This window comes from Bacillus sp. SN32 (assembly GCF_002837495.1).
In the GTDB taxonomy this organism is placed as follows: Bacteria; Bacillota; Bacilli; order Bacillales; family Bacillaceae; genus Bacillus; species Bacillus subtilis.
This window is the reverse complement of record NZ_PJCT01000002.1, coordinates 450,340-472,623: the sequence shown is the minus strand read 5'-3', so window position 1 is coordinate 472,623 and position 22,284 is coordinate 450,340. Positions and strand designations below refer to the sequence as shown.

The 22,284-nt window shown below is 41.7% G+C and carries 26 protein-coding genes; all 26 read left to right on the top strand.

Annotation, left to right across the window (positions count from 1 at the left end; translation table 11 throughout):
• The first annotated feature begins 1 nt into the window (after position 1).
• A complete protein-coding gene (locus CW370_RS10795) occupies positions 2-847 on the top strand; it encodes a DegV family protein (RefSeq protein WP_003227986.1) in 846 nt (281 codons plus the stop codon).
• 105 nt (positions 848-952) lie between these two features.
• Positions 953-2,344 (top strand): ATP-dependent helicase ComFA, encoded by a 1,392-nt coding sequence (gene comFA / locus CW370_RS10790; RefSeq protein WP_024572692.1) that lies wholly within the window; start codon positions 953-955, stop codon positions 2,342-2,344.
• 59 nt (positions 2,345-2,403) lie between these two features.
• Positions 2,404-2,700 (top strand): late competence protein ComFB, encoded by a 297-nt coding sequence (comFB, locus tag CW370_RS10785; RefSeq protein ID WP_015483764.1) that lies wholly within the window; start codon positions 2,404-2,406, stop codon positions 2,698-2,700.
• The gene (gene comFC / locus CW370_RS10780) at positions 2,664-3,386 is read left to right on the top strand and encodes a comF operon protein ComFC (RefSeq protein WP_024572693.1); all 723 of its coding nucleotides are present in this window, start codon (positions 2,664-2,666) and stop codon (positions 3,384-3,386) included. The genes comFB and comFC overlap by 37 nt, the downstream gene beginning before the upstream one ends.
• A 73-nt stretch (positions 3,387-3,459) precedes the next feature.
• Positions 3,460-3,879, top strand: coding sequence for a TIGR03826 family flagellar region protein (locus CW370_RS10775; RefSeq protein ID WP_024572694.1), 420 nt, complete (start codon positions 3,460-3,462; stop codon positions 3,877-3,879).
• Positions 3,880-3,959: 80 nt separating this feature from the next.
• Positions 3,960-4,226 carry a flagellar biosynthesis anti-sigma factor FlgM gene (gene flgM, locus CW370_RS10770; RefSeq protein WP_024572695.1) on the top strand — a complete coding sequence of 89 codons (267 nt, stop codon included), beginning with the start codon at positions 3,960-3,962 and terminating at the stop codon, positions 4,224-4,226.
• Between the two features lie 15 nt (positions 4,227-4,241).
• Positions 4,242-4,724: a flagellar protein FlgN gene (gene flgN, locus CW370_RS10765; RefSeq protein WP_014481048.1), complete on the top strand. Its 483-nt coding sequence runs from the start codon at positions 4,242-4,244 to the stop codon at positions 4,722-4,724.
• Positions 4,725-4,742: 18 nt separating this feature from the next.
• Positions 4,743-6,266, top strand: coding sequence for a flagellar hook-associated protein FlgK (gene flgK, locus CW370_RS10760; RefSeq protein ID WP_003228001.1), 1,524 nt, complete (start codon positions 4,743-4,745; stop codon positions 6,264-6,266).
• 10 nt (positions 6,267-6,276) lie between these two features.
• Positions 6,277-7,173 (top strand): flagellar hook-associated protein FlgL, encoded by an 897-nt coding sequence (gene flgL / locus CW370_RS10755; protein ID WP_015714797.1) that lies wholly within the window; start codon positions 6,277-6,279, stop codon positions 7,171-7,173.
• A gap of 46 nt (positions 7,174-7,219) precedes the next feature.
• Positions 7,220-7,795 carry a DUF6470 family protein gene (locus CW370_RS10750; RefSeq protein WP_024572058.1) on the top strand — a complete coding sequence of 192 codons (576 nt, stop codon included), beginning with the start codon at positions 7,220-7,222 and terminating at the stop codon, positions 7,793-7,795.
• 20 nt (positions 7,796-7,815) lie between these two features.
• Entirely contained in the window at positions 7,816-8,247 is a 432-nt protein-coding gene (fliW, locus tag CW370_RS10745) for a flagellar assembly protein FliW (protein WP_003228007.1), read from the top strand.
• The gene (gene csrA, locus CW370_RS10740; RefSeq protein WP_003219727.1) at positions 8,241-8,465 is read left to right on the top strand and encodes a carbon storage regulator CsrA; all 225 of its coding nucleotides are present in this window, start codon (positions 8,241-8,243) and stop codon (positions 8,463-8,465) included. Before fliW ends, csrA begins: the two co-directional genes overlap by 7 nt.
• 144 nt (positions 8,466-8,609) lie before the next feature.
• Entirely contained in the window at positions 8,610-9,443 is an 834-nt protein-coding gene (hag, locus tag CW370_RS10735; RefSeq protein ID WP_032726957.1) for a flagellin Hag, read from the top strand.
• Between the two features lie 232 nt (positions 9,444-9,675).
• Entirely contained in the window at positions 9,676-10,005 is a 330-nt protein-coding gene (gene flaG, locus CW370_RS10730) for a flagellar protein FlaG (RefSeq protein WP_009968250.1), read from the top strand.
• A gap of 17 nt (positions 10,006-10,022) precedes the next feature.
• Complete coding sequence (locus tag CW370_RS10725) at positions 10,023-11,519, top strand: flagellar hook-associated protein 2 (RefSeq protein WP_024571528.1); 1,497 nt, start codon at positions 10,023-10,025, stop codon at positions 11,517-11,519.
• A gap of 21 nt (positions 11,520-11,540) precedes the next feature.
• On the top strand, positions 11,541-11,942 hold the full coding sequence (fliS, locus tag CW370_RS10720) for a flagellar export chaperone FliS (RefSeq protein WP_014481041.1): 402 nt from the start codon (positions 11,541-11,543) through the stop codon (positions 11,940-11,942).
• Positions 11,939-12,280, top strand: a complete 342-nt coding sequence (gene fliT, locus CW370_RS10715) for a flagella biosynthesis regulatory protein FliT (RefSeq protein ID WP_014481040.1) — start codon at positions 11,939-11,941, stop codon at positions 12,278-12,280. Before fliS ends, fliT begins: the two co-directional genes overlap by 4 nt.
• A 9-nt stretch (positions 12,281-12,289) precedes the next feature.
• The gene (locus tag CW370_RS10710) at positions 12,290-12,667 is read left to right on the top strand and encodes a hypothetical protein (protein WP_024571529.1); all 378 of its coding nucleotides are present in this window, start codon (positions 12,290-12,292) and stop codon (positions 12,665-12,667) included.
• Positions 12,668-12,857: 190 nt separating this feature from the next.
• Entirely contained in the window at positions 12,858-13,427 is a 570-nt protein-coding gene (gene hpf / locus CW370_RS10705; protein ID WP_003228031.1) for a ribosome hibernation promotion factor, read from the top strand.
• Positions 13,428-13,594: 167 nt separating this feature from the next.
• Positions 13,595-16,120, top strand: coding sequence for a preprotein translocase subunit SecA (secA, locus tag CW370_RS10700; protein ID WP_024571530.1), 2,526 nt, complete (start codon positions 13,595-13,597; stop codon positions 16,118-16,120).
• A gap of 69 nt (positions 16,121-16,189) precedes the next feature.
• A protein-coding gene (gene prfB / locus CW370_RS10695) for a peptide chain release factor 2 (protein ID WP_010886623.1) occupies positions 16,190-17,291 on the top strand; the annotation gives its coding sequence in 2 pieces (ribosomal slippage) (positions 16,190-16,261 and positions 16,263-17,291; 1,101 coding nt in all).
• Positions 17,292-17,457: 166 nt separating this feature from the next.
• Positions 17,458-18,303, top strand: a complete 846-nt coding sequence (locus CW370_RS10690; RefSeq protein ID WP_003242677.1) for a YitT family protein — start codon at positions 17,458-17,460, stop codon at positions 18,301-18,303.
• 48 nt (positions 18,304-18,351) lie between these two features.
• Entirely contained in the window at positions 18,352-18,690 is a 339-nt protein-coding gene (gene cccB, locus CW370_RS10685; protein ID WP_003242725.1) for a cytochrome c551, read from the top strand.
• Positions 18,691-18,921: 231 nt separating this feature from the next.
• Positions 18,922-19,608 (top strand): cell division ATP-binding protein FtsE, encoded by a 687-nt coding sequence (gene ftsE / locus CW370_RS10680; RefSeq protein WP_014481035.1) that lies wholly within the window; start codon positions 18,922-18,924, stop codon positions 19,606-19,608.
• A complete protein-coding gene (gene ftsX / locus CW370_RS10675) occupies positions 19,601-20,491 on the top strand; it encodes a permease-like cell division protein FtsX (protein WP_009968247.1) in 891 nt (296 codons plus the stop codon). Before ftsE ends, ftsX begins: the two co-directional genes overlap by 8 nt.
• 139 nt (positions 20,492-20,630) lie before the next feature.
• Complete coding sequence (gene ctpB / locus CW370_RS10670) at positions 20,631-22,073, top strand: carboxy-terminal processing protease CtpB (protein WP_024571531.1); 1,443 nt, start codon at positions 20,631-20,633, stop codon at positions 22,071-22,073.
• Positions 22,074-22,284 lie beyond the last annotated feature (211 nt).

Here is a 22,284-nt window from a genome sequence, read left to right as displayed (position 1 = left end):
TATGAATATTGCAGTCGTAACAGACAGCACGGCATATATTCCGAAAGAAATGCGTGAACAACATCAGATACATATGATCCCTCTCCAGGTTGTTTTTGGGGAGGAGACTTACCGTGAAGAAATTGAGTTGGACTGGAAAAGCTTTTACGAAGAAGTGAAAAAACATAATGAGCTCCCGACGACTTCTCAGCCGCCAATCGGCGAGCTGGTTGCGTTGTATGAAGAGCTTGGCAAGTCTTATGATGCGGTTATCAGTATCCATCTTTCCAGCGGGATCAGCGGAACATTCAGCAGTGCAGCAGCGGCTGATTCGATGGTCGACAATATCGATGTGTATCCATTTGACTCAGAGATCAGCTGCTTGGCTCAAGGCTTTTATGCCCTTAAAGCTGCTGAATTAATCAAAAACGGAGCATCATCGCCGGAAGATATTATAAAAGAACTGGAAGAAATGAAAAAAACAGTTCGAGCTTATTTTATGGTAGATGACTTAGCTCATCTTCAGCGCGGCGGGCGATTAAGCAGCGCCCAAGCCTTCATTGGTAGTCTTCTAAAGGTAAAGCCTATCCTTCATTTTGACAATAAGGTAATTGTGCCTTTTGAGAAGATTCGCACACGTAAAAAAGCAATTTCGCGAATTTATGAGCTTTTAGACGAAGATGCGAGTAAAGGGTTACCTATGCGAGCTGCTGTTATCCACGCTAATCGAGAGGAAGAAGCAGCGAAAATCATTGAAGAGCTTTCTGCAAAATATCCTCATGTTGAATTTTATAACAGCTATTTTGGCGCGGTAATCGGCACTCATTTGGGTGAAGGTGCGCTAGGAATTTGCTGGTGTTTTAAATAAGGCCAAATCTCCGTTTTTAGAGCGGAGATTTTTTTATATTCTTATTTTAATAGTTGGACAGAAAATATTCATTCAGGCATACTGTCTCGAAAGGAGGCGTGCTATGTGAATGTGCCAGTTGAAAAAAACAGTTCCTTTTCAAAAGAATTGCAGCAGACGCTTCGAAGCCGTCATTTGCTCAGGACTGAGCTCTCATTTTCCGATGAGATGATTGAATGGCATATCAAGAATGGATATATCACTGCTGAAAATTCTATATCCATAAATAAACGGGGATATAGATGTAATAGGTGCGGCCAAACTGATCAGCGGTATTATTCTTTTTATCACTCATCTGGAAAGAATAAGCTGTATTGCCGTTCCTGTGTCATGATGGGCAGAGTGAGTAAGGGGGTTCCTTTATATTCATGGGAAGAGGAAAATGAACCAAACTGGAAGTCAATTAAACTGACATGGGATGGCAAGCTTTCAAGCGGACAACAAAAAGCCGCCAATGTATTAATTGAAGCAATATCAAAAAAAGAAGAGCTCCTCATCTGGGCGGTTTGCGGCGCTGGCAAAACAGAAATGCTGTTCCCTGGTATAGAATCAGCGTTAAATCAAGGACTGCGTGTATGTATTGCAACACCTCGCACCGATGTTGTATTAGAGCTTGCTCCAAGGCTCAAGGCTGCCTTTCAGGGTGCTGACATTTCAGCGCTTTATGGAGGAAGTGATGACAAAGGGCGGCTATCTCCGCTTATGATTTCCACTACGCATCAGCTTTTGCGATATAAAGATGCAATCGATGTTATGATCATTGATGAAGTTGACGCTTTTCCATATTCTGCTGATCAAACCCTTCAATTCGCTGTTCAAAAAGCAAGAAAGAAAAACAGCACCCTTGTTTATTTAAGTGCAACACCTCCTAAAGAATTAAAAAGAAAAGCACTGAACGGACAGTTACATTCAGTTCGCATCCCCGCAAGACACCACCGGAAACCTTTACCCGAACCGCGCTTTGTATGGTGTGGAAACTGGAAGAAGAAATTAAACCGAAATAAAATTCCGCCAGCGGTGAAAAGATGGATAGAGTTTCATGTAAAAGAAGGGAGGCCTGTTTTTTTATTCGTTCCTTCCGTTTCTATTCTGGAAAAGGCTGCTGCGTGCTTTAGAGGTGTTCATTGCCGAACCGCATCTGTGCACGCGGAAGACAAGCATAGAAAGGAGAAAGTGCAGCAATTCAGAGATGGTCAGCTCGATTTATTAATCACAACAACAATACTGGAAAGAGGCGTCACAGTCCCCAAGGTGCAAACGGGTGTACTAGGAGCGGAATCACCTATCTTTACGGAAAGCGCACTTGTTCAAATTGCAGGAAGAACCGGCCGGCATAAAGAATATGCGGACGGCGATGTCATTTACTTTCACTTCGGCAAAACAAAGAGTATGCTCGATGCAAGAAAGCATATAAAAGAAATGAATGAATTGGCAGCAAAAGTTGAATGTACAGACTAGCCATTATTTGAAAACGTGGTACAGTATACTCATATAACCGATGATGAGGAGCTGTAAAAATGCTTGTCAATTCAAAAGAAATCGTAATGAAAGAACTGCTCGACCGATATATGGACCAGCTTCATATGGCCTGTACTTGCCAAGTATGCCAAAACGATGTATTGGCACTTTCTTTAAACAAAGTGAGTCCATCCTACGTTACTGATCTTAAAAAGATCGCATATACGAAAGCTGAGCTGGTAGATAAACAAAAAAACACAGCAATGCTTGTCATTTTGGCTGAATCTGCTGCTGTAGTTTCAGAGAGTCCAAGCGATTTATGTCAAACGAAGCAGGAGGAGGCATTCATAAACTGATCTGTTTATTATGTGATTCGCAATTTTCTCAAGATGTTACATGGAGAGCCCTTTTTTTATTAAAGCCTGATGAAAAGGTTTGTTATTCTTGCAGAAGCAAATTAAAGAAAATCACAGGACATATCTGCCCCCTGTGCGGCAGACCTCAATCTGTTCATGCCGTATGCAGGGATTGCGAGGTGTGGAGAACAAGGATCAGAGACAGTTTGCTATTGCGTCAAAACCGTTCAGTTTACACATATAATGATATGATGAAAGAAACGCTCTCCCGTTTTAAATTTAGAGGAGATGCAGAAATCATAAATGCATTTAAAAGTGATTTTTCTTCAACCTTTTCTAAGGTTTACCCCGATAAGCATTTTGTTCTTGTACCTATTCCGCTGAGCAAGGAACGGGAAGAAGAGCGCGGATTTAACCAGGCACAGCTCTTGGCAGAATGTTTAGACCGGCCTTCCCACCATCCCCTCATTCGCCTGAATAATGAGAAACAGTCAAAGAAAAAGAAAACAGAACGCCTGCTGTCAGAGCGCATTTTTGATACGAAAAATAATTCAGCAGAAGGTATGAATATCATTTTAATAGACGATCTTTATACAACAGGCGCCACTTTGCACTTCGCAGCCCGCTGCTTATTAGAAAAAGGAAAAGCCGCTTCAGTGGCATCTTTTACCTTGATCAGAAGCTAAATGATTCTGTTTTTATGCCGATATAATCACTAGAAATTGACACAGGCATATTATCTAATAAGGAGAAAAAAAGATGGGAGAACTGGCTAATTGTCCGAAATGCAATGCTTTATTTTTAAAAACAAAGCTGCAAACCGTATGTCAGGCGTGTATTAAGGAAGAAGAAAAATCATTTGAGACTGTCTATAAATTTTTAAGAAAACAGGAAAATCGGCAATCAACTTTGAGCCGGATAACTGAGGAAACAGGTGTGGAAGAAGAGCTGATATTGAAATTCATCAGGCAGAAGCGAATTCAGATCACTCATCTTCCTAATTTGGCATACCCTTGTGAAAGGTGCGGGACATCGATTAGAGAAGGCAAGTTCTGCAAGGTTTGCCAGTCCGATATTAAGGATCAAATGGATCATTTGAACCACGAGGATGCTCTGAAAATCGAGAAAGAAAATAGTAAAAAAGACACATACTATGCCTATAATACCAAAAACAGCTGATTCCCTAAACTAACTGAAAACGCAGTCGATAAAAGGGTTAAGATTGTTTAAAGACTGCAACGGAAAGCGAGAGGAATCCTATGAAAATCAATCAATTTGGAACACAATCCGTTAATCCATATCAAAAAAATTATGATAAGCAAGCGGTGCAAAAAACTGCTGCACAGCCTCAAGATAAAATTGAAATTTCATCACAGGCTAAAGAAATGCAACATGCATCCGACGCAGTCGCTGGTTCACGACAGGAAAAAATTGCGCAGCTTAAAGCGCAAATTGAAAACGGGTCATACAAAGTAGACGCAAATCATATCGCGAAAAATATAATTAATTTTTATAAAAAGCAATAAAAAAGGAGAAAGCCCATGTCAGCGAAGGCAATTATTGAACAATTGAAGCGACTTTGCGTTCTGCATGAGCACCTGCTCACGCTGTCTGAAGAAAAGACGGAAGCGCTCAAAGCCGGCAAAACAAAAGAGCTTTCTAACATTTTGACAAAAGAGCAAAAATATATTCAAGCGATCACGCAGACAGAAGATGACCGGATCAAAACAACTTCGGCCTTTCTCGGATATAGCGAAAATAATACTATTTCCGCATGTATCGCCAAAACCTCAGGCAGTGAAAAGGAAGAGCTGGAACAACTATACGAATCTCTTTCTCAAGTTCTCGGACGTCTGAAAAAAGTAAATGAGATGAATAGGCAGCTGACAAGAGACGCGCTGCAATTCATCTCTATTTCGTACGATATGCTGGTTCCTAAGGAAAATAACTTCAATTACAGCAAATCAATTAAAGCTGAGCTGCCGAAAAGCAGCCAAATGAAACTGTTTGATTCAAAAGCTTAGCAGAAAGGAATTCAGAAAATGACATCTACCTTTATGGGGCTTGAAACTGCAAGGCGGGCGTTAAGCGCTCAGCAGGCAGCTTTAAGCACTACTGCAAATAACGTGGCAAATGCCAATACTGATGGTTATACAAGACAGCGGGTCTCATTGGAGGCAACTGACTATTTCCCTGCTGTATCCAAAAACGCAGAAAAAACAGCGGGACAAATGGGTACGGGCGTTCAAGGAAAATCAGTTGAGAGAATAAGAGATATCTTTCTTGACTACCAATACCGTCTTCAAAACAACAGTGCCGGATACTATGACACGAAGGCCAAAGCGCTGTCCCAAATGGAAGGCGTTTTAAATGAAACGGATGACAGCGGCTTGAACAGTGTGCTCAATTCGTTTTGGAACTCCCTGCAGGAATTATCGAATAATACAAATGAAGAAAGTGCACGTTCTGTTGTTGCTCGAAAAGGACAAGCTGTAGCTGAAACGTTTAATTATATTTCTGAATCACTTACAAATGTCCAATCGAATTTAAAAGCAGAGCTAAATACAACTGTGTTGGATGTCAATTCTCTGCTTTCTCAATTAAACAGTTTAAATAAGCAAATTGCACAAGTAGAGCCGGTCGGGCTTCTTCCGAATGGTTTATATGACCAGCGAGATTTGCTGATCGATAAATTATCCTCAATGGTTGATATCAAAGTCAGCTACAACAAATCAGGCGGGAATGCGCTTGCTTCTGCTGAAGGAACTGTATCAATTGAAATCCTCGATAAAAATAAACAGTCGCTAGGAACTGTTTTGGACGGTAAAAATTACGAGGTTTCAGAACTTGCAGCCAACTATGATAATGAAACTGGGTTAGTATCAAGTATTTCAATCGGAGATACAGCTGTGCAGGCGGAGTCCTTCAGCAGCAAGGGATCCCTTTTAGGATTTATAGAGTCCTACGGGTATATAACAGCAGACGGCCAAGAAAAGGGCGTATACCCGGAAATGCTTTCTGATCTTGACAATATGGCGCTTGAATTCGCGAAAGCTTTCAATGAAGTGCACAGAAATGGTGTGACCAAGAGCGGTGAACAAGGCGGAGACTTTTTTGATTTTACTGGCGGTGAAACTGAACCTGCCAAGGGCGCGGCGGGCAAGATCAAAGTGGCTGACAGCATAATAGATTCAAAAGGCGCAAACATTGCTTTCTCACTGACTGGTGCAGCCAACGATAACGCAAATGCTACAAAACTAGCAAATGTTTTAACCGGTAAAATTACTATTAACGGTAAAGAAACTAGTGTGTTAGATTATTATGCTGGTCTGATTGGCGAGCTAGGGATCGAAGCTCAAGAGGCTAATCGACTGGCGTCTAATACAGAAACACAGCTAAATGATGCTGACATAAACCGTCAGCAAATGAGCGCAGTTTCTTTAGACGAAGAAATGACGAATATGATTCAATTCCAACACGCATACAATGCAGCTGCAAGAATGGTGACTTTACAAGACGAATTGCTTGATAAAGTGATCAATGGCATGGGTGTTGGAGGAAGGTAGGTAGAGTCACATGAGAGTAACACAAGGCATGATACAGCAAAACTCACTGAGATATATCGGTTCGAGCTACTCGAAACTGGATAAACTCCAGTCGCAGATTTCTTCAGGGAAAAAAATCTCAAAAGCTTCCGACGATCCTGTAGTAGCAATGAAAAGCTTAAAGTATAATACGCAACTGTCTCAAGTGCAGCAGTACAAAAGCAATGCTTCTCAAGCCTTTACCTGGCTCGAAAACACAGAAACAAACATTACAGAAGGAATTGACATCTTGTCAAAGGTCAGAGAATTAGCGGTTGAAGCTCAAAATGATACAAACGGCGAGTCGGAGCGGCAAGCGATTGGCGTAGAGGTAAAGCAGTTAAAGGAACAGCTTTTAAATATTGCGAATACACAAGTGAACGGCAGATATATCTTTAATGGCACAAATTCAGATAAGCCTCCGGTTACAGATAACGGAGACGGAACTTATACAATTTCTGATACAGCTGATGTCGTAGTCAATATATCAAATAATATGTCATTGAAAGTGAATTCAGATCCAAAGTCAGCTTTTGGAGGCACTTCTGAAAGCGGGCAGAATGTATTTGAAATGCTTGATTCTTTTGAGAAAGCACTAAATTCTGGTTCGCTAGATGGCATGGACAGTGTTTTAGATGATATTGATCATTTTTCTGACGGCATGAGTGCTGAACGATCTGATCTTGGAGCGAGATATAATCGTCTTGAATTGGTTAATACAAGACTGTCAGCGCAAGAAGAAACAGCTACCAAAGTGTTATCAGACAATGAAGATGTAGAACTGGAAGAAGTAATAACTGAATTTATTGCGCAGCAAAGTGTGCACAGGGCTACTCTGGCCGTTAATGCGCAAATTGTTCAGCCTACATTGATTGACTTTTTAAAGTAAGCGGCTCTTAGGAGTTCGCTTTTTTTATAGTTCAGGAGGTAGAGTGATGCAGATTCCCAGATTGATTATGCATAGTGTTCAAGGAAAAATTGGTTTAACAACGACGCCTGCCAGCTTAAAAATGGAGCAGCCTCAAGCTGATCTAGAGATCGAACAGCCGAGTGCGGAAATGGAACTATCGGTGACACCTGGAAAACTCACGATTGACCAGACACAAGCATGGGAAGAATTAGACAGAAAGCATGTTTTCAAGAGAATTGAAGAAGCCGCACAACAAGGGCATGAGGATGTAATGGAGGGAATAGCGCGTACTGCAGAAGAAGGCGACGAGCTTATGAGGATTGAAAATAAGGGGAACCCAATCGCTTCACAAGCAAGGAGGAACTCTGAAATGCACCAAATTCAATTAGGCGAAAATTATGCTCCTTCTCTATCTAGGGTGAAAATACAATATACTCCGTCACAGCTTGATGTTCAGATTACGCCGCGAAAGCCTGTTATTCAGGCTGAGCCGCATAAGCCAATTGTTGAATATACGCCAGGAAATGTTAAGGTTGACATGCTCCAATACCCTGATTTAAATATAGATGTAGAATACCCAAAAGAATCACCCGAAAAGTAAAAAGAAAAGGATCGTGAACAATGATCATTCATACGAAGTACCATGGCCAAATGAACATAAAAGAAGAACAAATCATTCTTTTTGAAAGCGGGATTCCAGGCTTTTTAGAAGAAAAACAGTTCGTCATACTTCCGCTTTCAGAAGACTCCCCATTCGTGGCACTGCAGTCCGTCACTTCAGAAAATCTTGCGTTTATCGTTGTAAGTCCGTTTATCTTTTTTAAGAATTATGAATTTGACCTTGATGAATCAACTGCTGAACTTTTGGATATTGATAATATTCAAGACGTAGAAGTCATGACAATATTGACTATGGCAGAGCCATTTGAAAAGTCTACTGCGAATTTATTGGCCCCCATTATTGTGAATCGCAAGAACATGATGGCTAAGCAAGTCGTTTTACACGACTCCTCATATACGACAAAGCATCCGATTGGAGGAGAATCATGCTAGTTTTATCGCGGAAAATAAACGAAGCGATTCAAATAGGTGCTGATATTGAAGTGAAAGTGATTGCGGTTGAGGGGGATCAAGTGAAGCTTGGAATTGACGCCCCAAAGCATATTGATATTCACAGGAAAGAAATCTACTTGACCATTCAGGAAGAAAATAACCGTGCGGCAGCGTTATCCAGCGATGTGATCTCCGCATTATCCTCACAAAAAAAGTGAGGATTTTTTTATTTTTGTATTAACAAAATCAGAGACAATCCGATATTAATGATGTAGCCGGGAGGAGGCGCAAAAGACTCCGCCAGTTACAAAATAAGGGCACAAGGACGTGCCTTAACAACATATTCAAGGAGGAACAAAACAATGAGAATTAACCACAATATCGCAGCACTTAACACACTGAACCGTTTGTCTTCAAACAACAGTGCAAGCCAAAAGAACATGGAGAAACTTTCTTCAGGTCTTCGTATCAATCGTGCGGGAGATGACGCAGCAGGTCTTGCGATCTCTGAAAAAATGAGAGGACAAATCAGAGGTCTTGACATGGCTTCTAAAAACTCTCAAGACGGAATCTCTCTTATCCAAACAGCTGAGGGTGCATTGACTGAAACTCACTCAATTCTTCAGCGTGTTCGTGAGTTAACTGTTCAAGCGGGTAACACTGGTACTCAAGATGCAACGACAGACCTTCAAGCCATTCAAGATGAAGTTAATAACCTTCTTGATGAGGTAGATGGAATTTCTCAACGTACAGCTTTTAACGGTAAAAACCTTCTTGATGGTACTGAGACAAATGGATTCACTTTCCAAATCGGTGCCAACAAAGGTCAACAATTAACAGTTAACATTGGGGATATGAGTACTACAGGTCTTGATATTAAAAAAGCAGATTACATTGTAACAACAGCTACGGCAGCTAACACAGATGCGCTTTTAACTAAAGTAGATTCTGCAATTAACAAAGTATCTTCTGAACGTGGTAAACTTGGTGCAGTACAAAACCGTTTAGAGCACACAATCAACAACCTTGGTGCTTCTTCTGAAAACTTGACTGCTGCTGAGTCTCGTATCCGTGACGTTGACATGGCTAAAGAAATGAGTGAGTTCACAAAGAACAACATTCTTTCTCAGGCTTCTCAAGCGATGCTTGCTCAAGCAAACCAACAGCCACAAAACGTACTTCAATTGTTACGTTAATTTTAAAAAAGACCTTGGCGTTGCCAGGGTCTTTTAATTTATATTTCTATCTCCGAATCATTCCTCATCCTGTCACTAACTCATGATATAATAACCGGATTCTCCACTAACTTTTTATAAATGTATTTCCAAACAAGAAATCTAAAACAGAAGATTTTTTTCCAAAAATATGTGTAATCTTATCTCCATTTAGTCGATATAAACGATAGATTGGGGCATAGGGGATGATCAATTGAACATTGAAAGGCTCACTACGTTACAACCTGTTTGGGATCGTTATGATACTCAAATACATAATCAGAAAGATAATGATAACGAGGTTCCTGTTCATCAAGTTTCATATACCAATCTTGCTGAAATGGTGGGGGAAATGAACAAGCTTTTGGAACCTTCGCAAGTTCATCTGAAGTTCGAGCTTCATGACAAGTTAAATGAATACTATGTAAAGGTAATAGAGGACTCTACAAATGAAGTGATCCGCGAAATTCCACCAAAACGGTGGCTTGATTTTTATGCGGCTATGACTGAATTTCTCGGGTTATTTGTAGATGAAAAAAAGTAGAATAGGAGTGGTTTGAGATGGTCACAAGAATAACAGGACTGGCGTCAGGAATGGATATAGATGATATCGTATCTAAGCTGATGCAGACAGAAAGAGCGCCGCTTGATAAGCTGAAGCAAAAAAAGCAGACTCTTGAATGGCAGCGTGACAGCTATCGGGAAGTCAATACAAAAATAAAAGAATTGCAAGACTATATGTCTAATAATAAGCTGACATATCCGAGTACGTTTCAGAGCAAAACTGTGACAAGCTCTAATGAGTCTGTGTTAACTGCTACAGGAAGCGCAAGTGCACCAAACTCTTCTTCTACTGTTGAAGTGGCGAGCTTGGCAACCGCAGCAACGTATAAGGCAAACAATTATACGGGATACACTCAAGGCGATTACAATTTGGCATTTAACGTTGTTGCGCCTGGCGAAACAACGGCAAAAACAGTGAACATTAGTGTGACGAGCGCCGATACGATTGATAATGTGATTTCTAAACTTAACAGCTCAGATCTAGGAGTATCAGCTTTTAAAGATAAAATTTGGAATGGTACAGAGTACGTAGAAACAATTGCGTTTTCTTCTAAAGCAACAGGTGCAGGGGGCAGTATACAGGCAGCAGACTCTGCTACAGCTGACTTTATGTCCGGTCAGCTTGGTTTTTCTTTGGATGCTGATAATAAGCTCACTGCTTACAAAGAAGGCACAAATGCCAAAGTCACAATCAACGGCTTTGAAATGGAGAAGCTGACAAACAATTTCACGGTGAATGGTGTTACTTACTCGATTAAAAATACAACTGCAGCCACAGGCCCTGTTACCACATCTGTTTCTACTGATGTTGACGGGATTTATAACCAAATCAAAGAGTTTGTAGATAAATACAATGAAATGGTTGACAGCCTGAATGAAAAGCTGAAAGAAGAAAAATACCGAGACTATACTCCGTTGACAAGTGAACAAAAAGAAGCCATGTCCGATAAAGAGGTAGAGCTCTGGGAGGAGAAGGCGAAAAGCGGATTGCTTAGAAATGATTCCAGCATCAGCACCGGCACGAATCAAATGCGGACTGACTTTTATACTCAAGTTAATGCGGATGGGAAAACCTATCAATTGACAGAATTCGGCATAACAACCTCAAGTGCTTACCAAATGCGGGGGCATTTAGAGATTAATGAAGACAAACTGAAAGCCAAAATACAAGAAGATCCGCAAAGCGTTGCCGCTTTATTTACAAGTGGGTCGAACAGCAGCGCCTATAGTGATAAAGGGATTATGAAACGCATCGGTGACACCCTGAAAAGTACGGTGAAGAGCATTGAAGCAAAAGCCGGCAACTCGACAATGGGAACCAATGATTATTCAATCGGTAAAAATTTAAACACGATCAGCACAGATATTACCAAAATGCAGGACCGGTTGACCACAATAGAAAACCGCTATTATACAAAATTCAGTGCAATGGATTCTGCGATTCAAAAAATGAACGAACAAGCGTCCTATTTATCACAGCTTCTTGTACAATAAATGTAATTTGGAGGATGACACATGGCGATCCAAAATCCTTATACAGCCTATCAGCAAAATTCAGTGAATACGGCTACACCCGGTGAACTGACGCTTATGCTGTATAATGGCTGTTTGAAATTTATAAGACTTGCCTCTCAGGCCATCGAGAATGATGATATGGAACGTAAAAATGAGAATCTGATTAAAGCGCAAAATATTATTCAGGAATTAAATTTTACACTTAACCGTAACATAGAGCTTTCCGCTTCCATGGGTGCGATGTACGATTATATGTATCGAAGATTGGTACAGGCAAATATCAAAAATGATACGGGCATGCTGGCTGAGGTTGAAGGCTATGTAACAGATTTTCGCGATGCTTGGAAACAGGCCATTCAAAGTGAGCGGAAGGACCGGCACGGATCAGGCGGGATCGCATGAATAACATAGATCAACTATACACTGAGACGAAGAGTATGCTGTCACACATACAAAATACGCCGGAAAGCGATGAGCTTTTAAAACAAATTGAAGACTTTGTGGCTAAACGGTCTGAACTGATTCAGGAGATATCTCTGCCGCTTTCAGAAGAAGAGCGAAAGCAGATGAAGCTTGTGCTGACATGGGATCAGCTTATTGTGAAGGAAATGGAACGACTGAAGCAGTCAATCGCAGCAGAACTTCAGCAGATGAAAAGAAAACGTGTGATGCATACCACGTATTTAAATCCTTATAACAACATTACGATTGACGGCACATATTATGACAAGCGTAAATAGGTGAGTGCCTTGAAGAGCATTGAAGATTATACGCTTTTATCAGCTTATTATCATCTTCTTTTTACCATTGAAGAAGGGTTGTGTTATTTGATAGAGGCTGAAGAGAATTTATCAAAAACAGAAGGGGATCGGATCTACCAAGATCTGATCCAAGCCTTTTTTTATTTGGACTCAACACATTCAACACTTCTCTTCATTATGGATTCACGGTGTGCTGAAATTTGTGTGAAAGCATTTGACCAAATTTTTGCGGAGTTTGATCAATTGGTCTCTTTCTCTTTTCCCTCTCATGAGTTCAGTGAGTATTTAAAGGAACATTTTCTGATTCATTATAGAAAATGGATGCTGTCTATTCATCAATGTATGGAACCCTTTTTAATCAATTAGGCGTGTGCGAGGTATTTGTTTCGTTCAATCAGCATATACATATACCTCCGAACCGCCAATAACAGAGCAAATACAAACAAAATTCGACAAAGTTCACTGAATTTTCACAAAAGATTTATGTTTCAGCAGGAATTGTAAAGGGTAAAAGAGAAATAGATACATATCCTTAATAAAAGGGAGGCGTTCTTTGATGAACTATAACATCAGAGGAGAAAATATTGAAGTGACACCCGCGTTAAAGGATCATGTCGAGAGGAAGATCGGCAAGCTGGAGCGCTATTTTGACCATAGTGTGGATGCCGATGTGAACGTCAACTTGAAGTTTTACAATGACAAGGAGTCTAAGGTTGAGGTTACGATTCCGATGACAGATCTGGCGCTTCGGTCCGAGGTGCATAACGAGGATATGTACAACGCAATTGATCTCGCAACAAACAAACTGGAACGTCAAATCCGTAAGCATAAAACGAAAGTAAACCGTAAATTCCGTGAGCAGGGCTCTCCAAAATATTTATTGGCAAACGGCCTTGGCTCTGATACAGATATTGCGGTTCAGGATGACATAGAAGAGGAGGAGAGCTTGGACATTGTCCGTCAGAAACGCTTTAATTTAAAGCCGATGGATAGTGAAGAAGCGATCTTGCAAATGAATATGCTTGGCCATAATTTCTTTGTTTTCACAAATGCGGAAACAAACCTTACAAATGTCGTGTACCGCAGAAATGACGGGAAATATGGCTTAATTGAACCGACTGAATAATGAAGAGAAGCCTTCCGTGATGTCCGCGGAAGGTTTTTGTTTTTCTTATTTGCAAATTCTTTGGAAATAACAAAAGGTATGATATGATAATGAGAGGTATACATGGACTAGTAAATTATTTATACATGCCTTTAAAATAGGCATGTGATGATAGAGGAGCGTTATAAATGCTTGGAATTTTAAATAAAATGTTTGATCCAACAAAACGTACGCTGAATAGATACGAAAAAATTGCTAACGATATTGATGCGATTCGCGGAGACTATGAAAATCTCTCTGACGACGCGTTGAAACATAAAACAATTGAATTTAAAGAGCGCCTTGAAAAAGGGGCGACAACGGATGATCTTCTTGTCGAAGCTTTCGCTGTTGTTCGAGAAGCTTCACGCCGCGTAACAGGCATGTTTCCGTTTAAAGTCCAGCTCATGGGGGGCGTGGCGCTTCATGACGGAAATATCGCGGAAATGAAAACAGGGGAAGGGAAAACATTAACGTCTACTCTGCCTGTTTATTTAAATGCGTTAACAGGTAAAGGCGTACACATCGTGACTGTCAACGAATACTTGGCAAGCCGTGACGCTGAGCAAATGGGGAAAATTTTTGAGTTTCTCGGTTTGACTGTCGGCTTGAATTTAAACTCAATGTCAAAAGACGAAAAACGGGAAGCTTATGCCGCTGATATTACTTACTCCACAAACAATGAGCTTGGCTTCGACTATTTGCGTGACAATATGGTTCTTTATAAAGAGCAGATGGTTCAGCGCCCGCTTCATTTTGCGGTAATTGATGAAGTTGACTCTATTTTAATTGATGAAGCGAGAACACCGCTTATCATTTCTGGACAAGCTGCAAAATCCACTAAGCTGTACGTACAGGCAAATGCTTTTGTCCGTACGTTAAAAGCGGAGAAGGATTACACGTACGACATCAAAACAAAAGCTGTACAGCTTACTGAAGAAGGAATGACGAAGGCGGAAAAAGCGTTCGGCATCGATAACCTCTTTGATGTGAAGCATGTCGCGCTCAACCACCATATCAACCAGGCCTTAAAAGCTCACGTTGCGATGCAAAAGGACGTTGACTATGTAGTGGAAGACGGACAGGTTGTTATTGTTGATTCCTTCACGGGACGTCTGATGAAAGGCCGCCGCTACAGTGAGGGGCTTCACCAAGCGATTGAAGCAAAGGAAGGGCTTGAGATTCAAAACGAAAGCATGACCTTGGCGACGATTACGTTCCAAAACTACTTCCGAATGTACGAAAAACTTGCCGGTATGACGGGTACAGCTAAGACAGAGGAAGAAGAATTCCGCAACATCTACAACATGCAGGTTGTCACGATCCCTACCAACAGGCCTGTTGTCCGTGATGACCGTCCGGATTTAATTTACCGTACGATGGAAGGAAAGTTTAAGGCAGTTGCGGAGGATGTCGCACAGCGTTACATGACGGGACAGCCTGTTCTAGTCGGTACGGTTGCCGTTGAAACATCTGAATTGATTTCTAAGCTGCTTAAAAACAAAGGAATTCCGCATCAAGTGTTAAATGCCAAAAACCATGAACGTGAAGCGCAGATCATTGAAGAGGCCGGCCAAAAAGGCGCAGTTACGATTGCGACTAACATGGCGGGGCGCGGAACGGACATTAAGCTTGGCGAAGGTGTAAAAGAGCTTGGCGGACTCGCTGTAGTCGGAACAGAACGACATGAATCACGCCGGATTGACAATCAGCTTCGAGGTCGTTCCGGACGTCAGGGAGACCCGGGGATCACTCAATTTTATCTTTCTATGGAAGATGAATTGATGCGCAGATTCGGAGCTGAGCGGACAATGGCGATGCTGGACCGCTTCGGCATGGACGACTCTACTCCAATCCAAAGCAAAATGGTATCTCGCGCGGTTGAATCGTCTCAAAAACGCGTCGAAGGCAATAACTTCGATTCGCGTAAACAGCTTCTGCAATATGATGATGTTCTCCGCCAGCAGCGTGAGGTCATTTATAAGCAGCGCTTTGAAGTCATTGACTCTGAAAACCTGCGTGAAATCGTTGAAAATATGATCAAGTCTTCTCTCGAACGCGCAATTGCAGCCTATACGCCAAGAGAAGAGCTTCCTGAGGAGTGGAAGCTTGACGGTCTAGTTGATCTTATCAACACAACTTATCTTGATGAAGGTGCGCTTGAGAAGAGCGATATCTTCGGCAAAGAACCGGATGAAATGCTTGAGCTCATTATGGATCGCATCATCACAAAATATAATGAGAAGGAAGAGCAATTCGGCAAAGAGCAAATGCGCGAATTCGAAAAAGTTATCGTTCTTCGTGCCGTTGATTCTAAATGGATGGATCATATTGATGCGATGGATCAGCTCCGCCAAGGGATTCACCTTCGTGCTTACGCGCAGACGAACCCGCTTCGTGAGTATCAAATGGAAGGTTTTGCGATGTTTGAGCATATGATTGAATCAATTGAGGACGAAGTCGCAAAATTTGTGATGAAAGCTGAGATTGAAAACAATCTGGAGCGTGAAGAGGTTGTACAAGGCCAAACAACAGCTCATCAGCCGCAAGAAGGCGACGATAACAAAAAAGCAAAGAAAGCACCGGTTCGCAAAGTGGTTGATATCGGCCGAAATGCCCCATGCCACTGCGGAAGCGGGAAAAAATATAAAAATTGCTGCGGCCGTACTGAATAGTTCGCCCCGGCAAGTTTACTGACCGCGGCGCCTGCAGGCGCCTGCGGATCTTTTAATGAGGTGAATGAAATGGAATTATCAGAAATCAGAGCAGAGCTCGAAAATATGGCTTCTCGTTTAGCGGACTTTAGGGGGTCTCTTTGACCTCGAATCAAAGGAGGCCCGCATTGCTGAGCTAGATGAACAAATGGCTGATCCGGAATTCTGGAATGATCAGCAAAAAGCTCAAACGGTTATAAATGAAGCAAACGGTTTAAAGGATTATGTCAATTCGTATAAAAAATTGAATGAATCCCACGAAGAATTGCAAATGACTCATGATCTTTTGAAAGAAGAGCCGGACACTGATCTACAGCTTGAGCTTGAAAAAGAACTAAAATCATTAACAAAAGAGTTCAATGAGTTTGAGCTTCAGCTTCTTCTCAGCGAGCCGTATGATAAAAATAACGCGATTTTAGAACTGCACCCTGGTGCTGGCGGTACAGAGTCACAGGACTGGGGCTCTATGCTTCTTAGAATGTATACAAGATGGGGAGAGCGCCGCGGCTTTAAAGTAGAAACTCTCGATTACCTTCCAGGTGATGAGGCGGGAATCAAATCAGTGACATTGCTCATCAAAGGACACAACGCTTACGGGTATCTCAAAGCAGAAAAAGGTGTTCATCGTCTTGTGCGGATCTCACCATTTGATTCATCAGGCCGCCGCCACACATCTTTCGTTTCATGTGAAGTCATGCCTGAATTTAACGATGAAATTGATATTGATATTCGTACGGAGGATATTAAAGTTGACACGTACCGTGCAAGCGGCGCGGGCGGACAGCACGTCAATACGACGGATTCAGCCGTTCGGATTACTCACTTGCCGACGAACGTAGTTGTGACATGCCAAACGGAGCGCTCACAAATTAAAAACCGTGAAAGAGCCATGAAAATGCTGAAGGCCAAGCTGTATCAGCGCAGAATTGAAGAGCAGCAGGCAGAGCTGGATGAAATTCGCGGTGAACAAAAAGAAATCGGCTGGGGCAGCCAAATCCGTTCTTATGTATTCCATCCGTATTCCATGGTAAAAGACCATCGGACCAATACAGAAATGGGGAACGTTCAAGCTGTAATGGATGGTGACATTGATACGTTTATTGATGCCTACCTGCGATCTAAGCTTTCATAAGCTGAAAAACACACCTGATGCATACGGGTTTGTTTTTTTTATTCCTTATATCCTTGATTTCACTGCTGCTTTAGCATATTACCACTTTATTTGGGTGTTATTTACATCTAATCAGGGAAGGATTAAAATGCTATCGGAGAGCATTGGAAGAAACGGAGGATATATGATGGACGTACGGAATAAAACATTGTGGATTTTGCGGGATTATGTATACATATTGATAGGAGCAGCGATTACGGCCGTGTCCTTTAATGTATTTTTGCTTCCGAACAAGATTGCCGCCGGCGGTGTCAGCGGGATCAGTACGATTTTACAATCATATGGTTTTGAAGCAGCGTATGTACAGTGGATTATTAATATCCCTTTATTTATTGCTGGCGTCATTTTGCTCGGCGGGAAATTTGGACTAAAGACGCTTGCAGGTTCTGTGTTTTTGCCGCTAGTAGTGTTTCTGACAAGGGATATTCAGCCCGCCACTCATCATGAACTCTTGGCGGCGATTTTTGGCGGTGTCGGGATAGGTATCGGAATTGGTATTGTGTACTTAGGGAAAGGGTCGACGGGAGGAACAGCCTTGGCTGCACAGATCATTCATAAGTACTCCGGTCTGTCATTGGGGAAGTGTCTCGCCATCATTGACGGAATGATTGTTGTTACGGCTATGATCGTATTTAATATTGAGCAAGGCTTATATGCCATGCTTGGCGTCTATGTGTCCAGCAAAACCATTGATGTTGTGCAAGTCGGCTTTAATCGTTCAAAAATGGCGCTCATCATTACAAAGCAGGAGCAGGCTGTCAAGGAGGCTGTCTTACAGAAGATTGACAGAGGCGTGACAAAAATTTCTGCAGTCGGCGGATATACTGACGATGACCGTCCGATTTTAATGTGCGTGGTTGGGCAAACTGAATTCACCAAATTGAAACAAATCGTCAAACAGATTGATGAGTCAGCTTTTGTAATTGTAGCAGACGCGAGCGAGGTGCTGGGCGAGGGTTTCAAACGCGCTTAAACGAGGTTATAATATGGAAGAGATCGTAAAGGAGTTGTGCTTCTCAACATGAAATCAAAGTTATCGATACTAATGATTGGATTTGCGCTTTCTGTTCTGTTGGCTGCCTGCGGATCAAACGATGCAAAAGAAGAGAAGACAGACACTGGCAGCAAGACGGAAGCCACTGCATCTGAAGGGGAAGAATTATATCAGCAAAGCTGCGTAGGTTGCCACGGCAAGGATTTAGAAGGTGTGTCAGGGCCTAATCTCCAAGAGGTCGGAGGCAAATACGATGAACACAAAATTGAAAGCATTATTAAAAACGGCCGCGGCAATATGCCAAAGGGGCTTGTAGATGATAACGAAGCCGCTGTTATTGCCAAATGGCTGTCAGAAAAAAAGTAAGATAAAAACATCCTTGCCGAGTGCCGGCAAGGATGTTTTTATGCCTTGACATTGAATGAAAAGAAACTGTAATAGTATTATGTCTAAATTTGACGTATAATGAAGTGTATTGAAAAAGGGAACTTTCAGATTTTTCATCTTTTTACAAATGAATGGGTCATAAATTGTCGAATGCATTCGAAGAGTATGACCGTGTGATAGATAAAATGATATAAAAGATTAGGTGATTTCATGATAGAGATGAAGGAAGTATATAAAGCCTATCCGAACGGCGTAAAAGCGCTCAATGGGATTTCTGTTACCATTCATCCCGGTGAGTTTGTGTATGTTGTTGGTCCGAGCGGAGCGGGTAAATCTACTTTTATTAAAATGATTTACAGAGAAGAAAAACCGACAAAAGGACAAATTTTAATCAATCATAAAGATCTCGCGACAATTAAAGAAAAAGAGATTCCTTTCGTGCGCCGCAAAATAGGCGTTGTCTTTCAGGATTTCAAGCTTCTTCCGAAACTTACTGTTTTTGAAAATGTAGCATTTGCCCTTGAAGTGATTGGAGAACAGCCGTCTGTTATTAAGAAACGGGTGCTTGAAGTGCTTGATCTCGTGCAGCTGAAGCATAAAGCGCGACAATTTCCTGACCAGCTTTCAGGCGGGGAGCAGCAGCGTGTATCTATTGCCAGATCAATTGTGAACAACCCTGATGTTGTCATTGCTGATGAACCGACAGGAAACCTTGATCCGGATACGTCCTGGGAAGTCATGAAGACGCTGGAGGAAGTTAATAACCGCGGGACAACAGTCGTGATGGCGACACATAATAAAGAAATCGTAAACACCATGAAGAAACGTGTCATTGCAATCGAAGATGGTATCATTGTGCGTGATGAGTCAAGAGGGGAGTATGGTTCATATGATTAAAATTCTCGGGCGCCACTTGCGTGAGAGTTTTAAATCTCTCGGGAGAAACACATGGATGACATTTGCATCCATTAGTGCTGTAACCGTTACGCTGATTTTAGTCGGCGTGTTTTTAGTGATTATGCTGAATTTGAATAACATGGCCACGAATGCTGAAAAACAAGTTGAAATCAAAGTGTTGATTGATCTGACTGCAGATCAGAAGGCACAGGACAAGCTTCAGAACGATATTAAGGAACTGAAGGGCATTCAGAGTGTCACTTTTTCATCTAAAGAAAAAGAGCTTGACCAGCTGGTTGACAGTTTTGGTGACAGCGGAAAATCCCTGACAATGAAGGATCAGGAAAACCCGCTTAATGATGCGTTTGTCGTCAAAACGACAGATCCGCATGATACGCCGAACGTGGCGAAAAAGATCGAAAAAATGGATCATGTTTATAAAGTCACTTATGGAAAAGAAGAGGTCAGCCGTTTGTTTAAAGTGGTCGGCGTTTCCCGCAACATTGGAATCGCGTTAATTATCGGTCTGGTATTTACGGCGATGTTCTTAATTTCCAACACCATTAAAATTACAATTTTCGCAAGAAGAAAAGAAATTGAAATCATGAAGCTTGTCGGTGCGACAAACTGGTTTATCCGCTGGCCGTTTTTCCTTGAAGGATTGCTGCTAGGCGTATTCGGTTCTGTGATTCCGATTGCACTGGTGCTGAGCACTTACCAATACGTCATCGGATGGGTCGTTCCAAAGGTTCAAGGATCATTTGTCTCTCTTCTTCCTTATAATCCATTTGTATTCCAAGTTTCGCTAGTTCTGATTGCAATCGGCGCAGTAATTGGAGTATGGGGAAGTCTGACTTCCATCCGTAAGTTTCTGCGAGTATAAAGTGAAAAAGCCGTCCCGCTGTCGGGACGGCTTTTCATTTGCCTTCTTTTTCTTCTATGATTACATGAAATCTCCATCCTTTACATATACTATCTCTAGGTTTTGGTAAAGACAGTCTGGCATACAGGAGGAGTAAAGGATGAATCAAAAAATAATGGCTGTGATAGCAGCAGGGAGCATGCTGTTCGGAGGCGCCGGTGTATATGCGGGAATCAACCTGCTTGAGATGGATAAGCCCCAGACTGCAGCAGTTCCCGCGACGGCACAAGCTGACTCTGAACGGGATAAAGCTATGGACAAAATCGAAAAAGCGTATGAGTTAATTTCGAATGAGTACGTAGAAAAAGTAGATAGAGAAAAGCTGCTCGAGGGAGCCATCCAGGGAATGCTGTCTACGCTAAATGATCCTTATTCTGTTTACATGGACAAGCAGACAGCTAAGCAATTTTCTGATTCTCTTGATTCCTCATTTGAAGGCATCGGGGCTGAGGTTGGCATGGAAAACGGCAAAATTATTATTGTTTCCCCATTCAAGAAATCGCCAGCGGAAAAAGCCGGGTTGAAGCCTAATGATGAAATTATCAGCATCAATGGAGAATCGATGGCCGGCAAGGATTTAAACCACGCTGTGTTAAAAATAAGAGGAAAAAAAGGGTCCAGCGTTTCAATGAGGATTCAGCGGCCTGGAACGAAGAAGCAGCTGTCATTCCGGATCAAGAGAGCTGAGATTCCGCTCGAAACGGTTTTTGCATCAGAGAAAAAAATACAGGGGCATTCTGTCGGATATATTGCCATCTCTACTTTTTCTGAGCACACCGCAGAGGATTTTGCAAAAGCGCTGAGGGAGCTTGAGAAAAAAGAAATAGAAGGACTTGTCATTGATGTACGCGGCAACCCGGGCGGATATCTTCAAAGTGTGGAAGAAATTCTTAAGCATTTTGTTACAAAGGATCAGCCGTATATTCAGATTGCTGAACGCAATGGGGATAAAAAACGTTATTTTTCAACATTGACCCATAAAAAAGCGTACCCTGTCAATGTGATTACGGATAAAGGAAGTGCCTCTGCATCAGAAATTCTTGCCGGCGCATTAAAGGAAGCTGGCCATTATGATGTTGTAGGCGATACGTCTTTTGGAAAGGGAACGGTTCAACAGGCTGTGCCAATGGGGGACGGCAGCAACATCAAATTAACGCTTTACAAGTGGCTGACGCCAAATGGAAACTGGATTCATAAGAAAGGAATTGAACCGACCATTGCGATTAAGCAGCCTGATTATTTTTCCGCCGGGCCCTTACAGCTGAAAGAGCCGCTTAAAGTGGACATGAACAATGAAGACGTCAAGCATGCGCAGGTATTGTTAAAAGGTCTCAGCTTTGATCCGGGACGTGAGGATGGCTATTTCAGCAAAGACATGAAAAAAGCGGTTATGGCTTTTCAGGATCAAAACAAGCTGAATAAAACCGGTGTGATCGACACTCGCACTGCAGAGACATTAAATCAGCAGATAGAAAAGAAAAAATCAGATGAAAAAAATGATTTGCAGCTTCAAACAGCATTGAAATCATTATTTGTAAATTAAAGGAGATGGTATTCCATCTCCTGTTTCTTTGTACTTAAAGAGATTATGGATCATAAGTCACATAAAAAATGAGTTTTTGACAAGAAATTAAAAAAATTTTCACAAATAAACATTTATAAAGGACTGTTATTACCCGATATCAATATATGAGAGAGACTTTCTAACGAGTTAATATGCATTTAAAATGAAACTTTTGCAAGTTGCCTAGTCT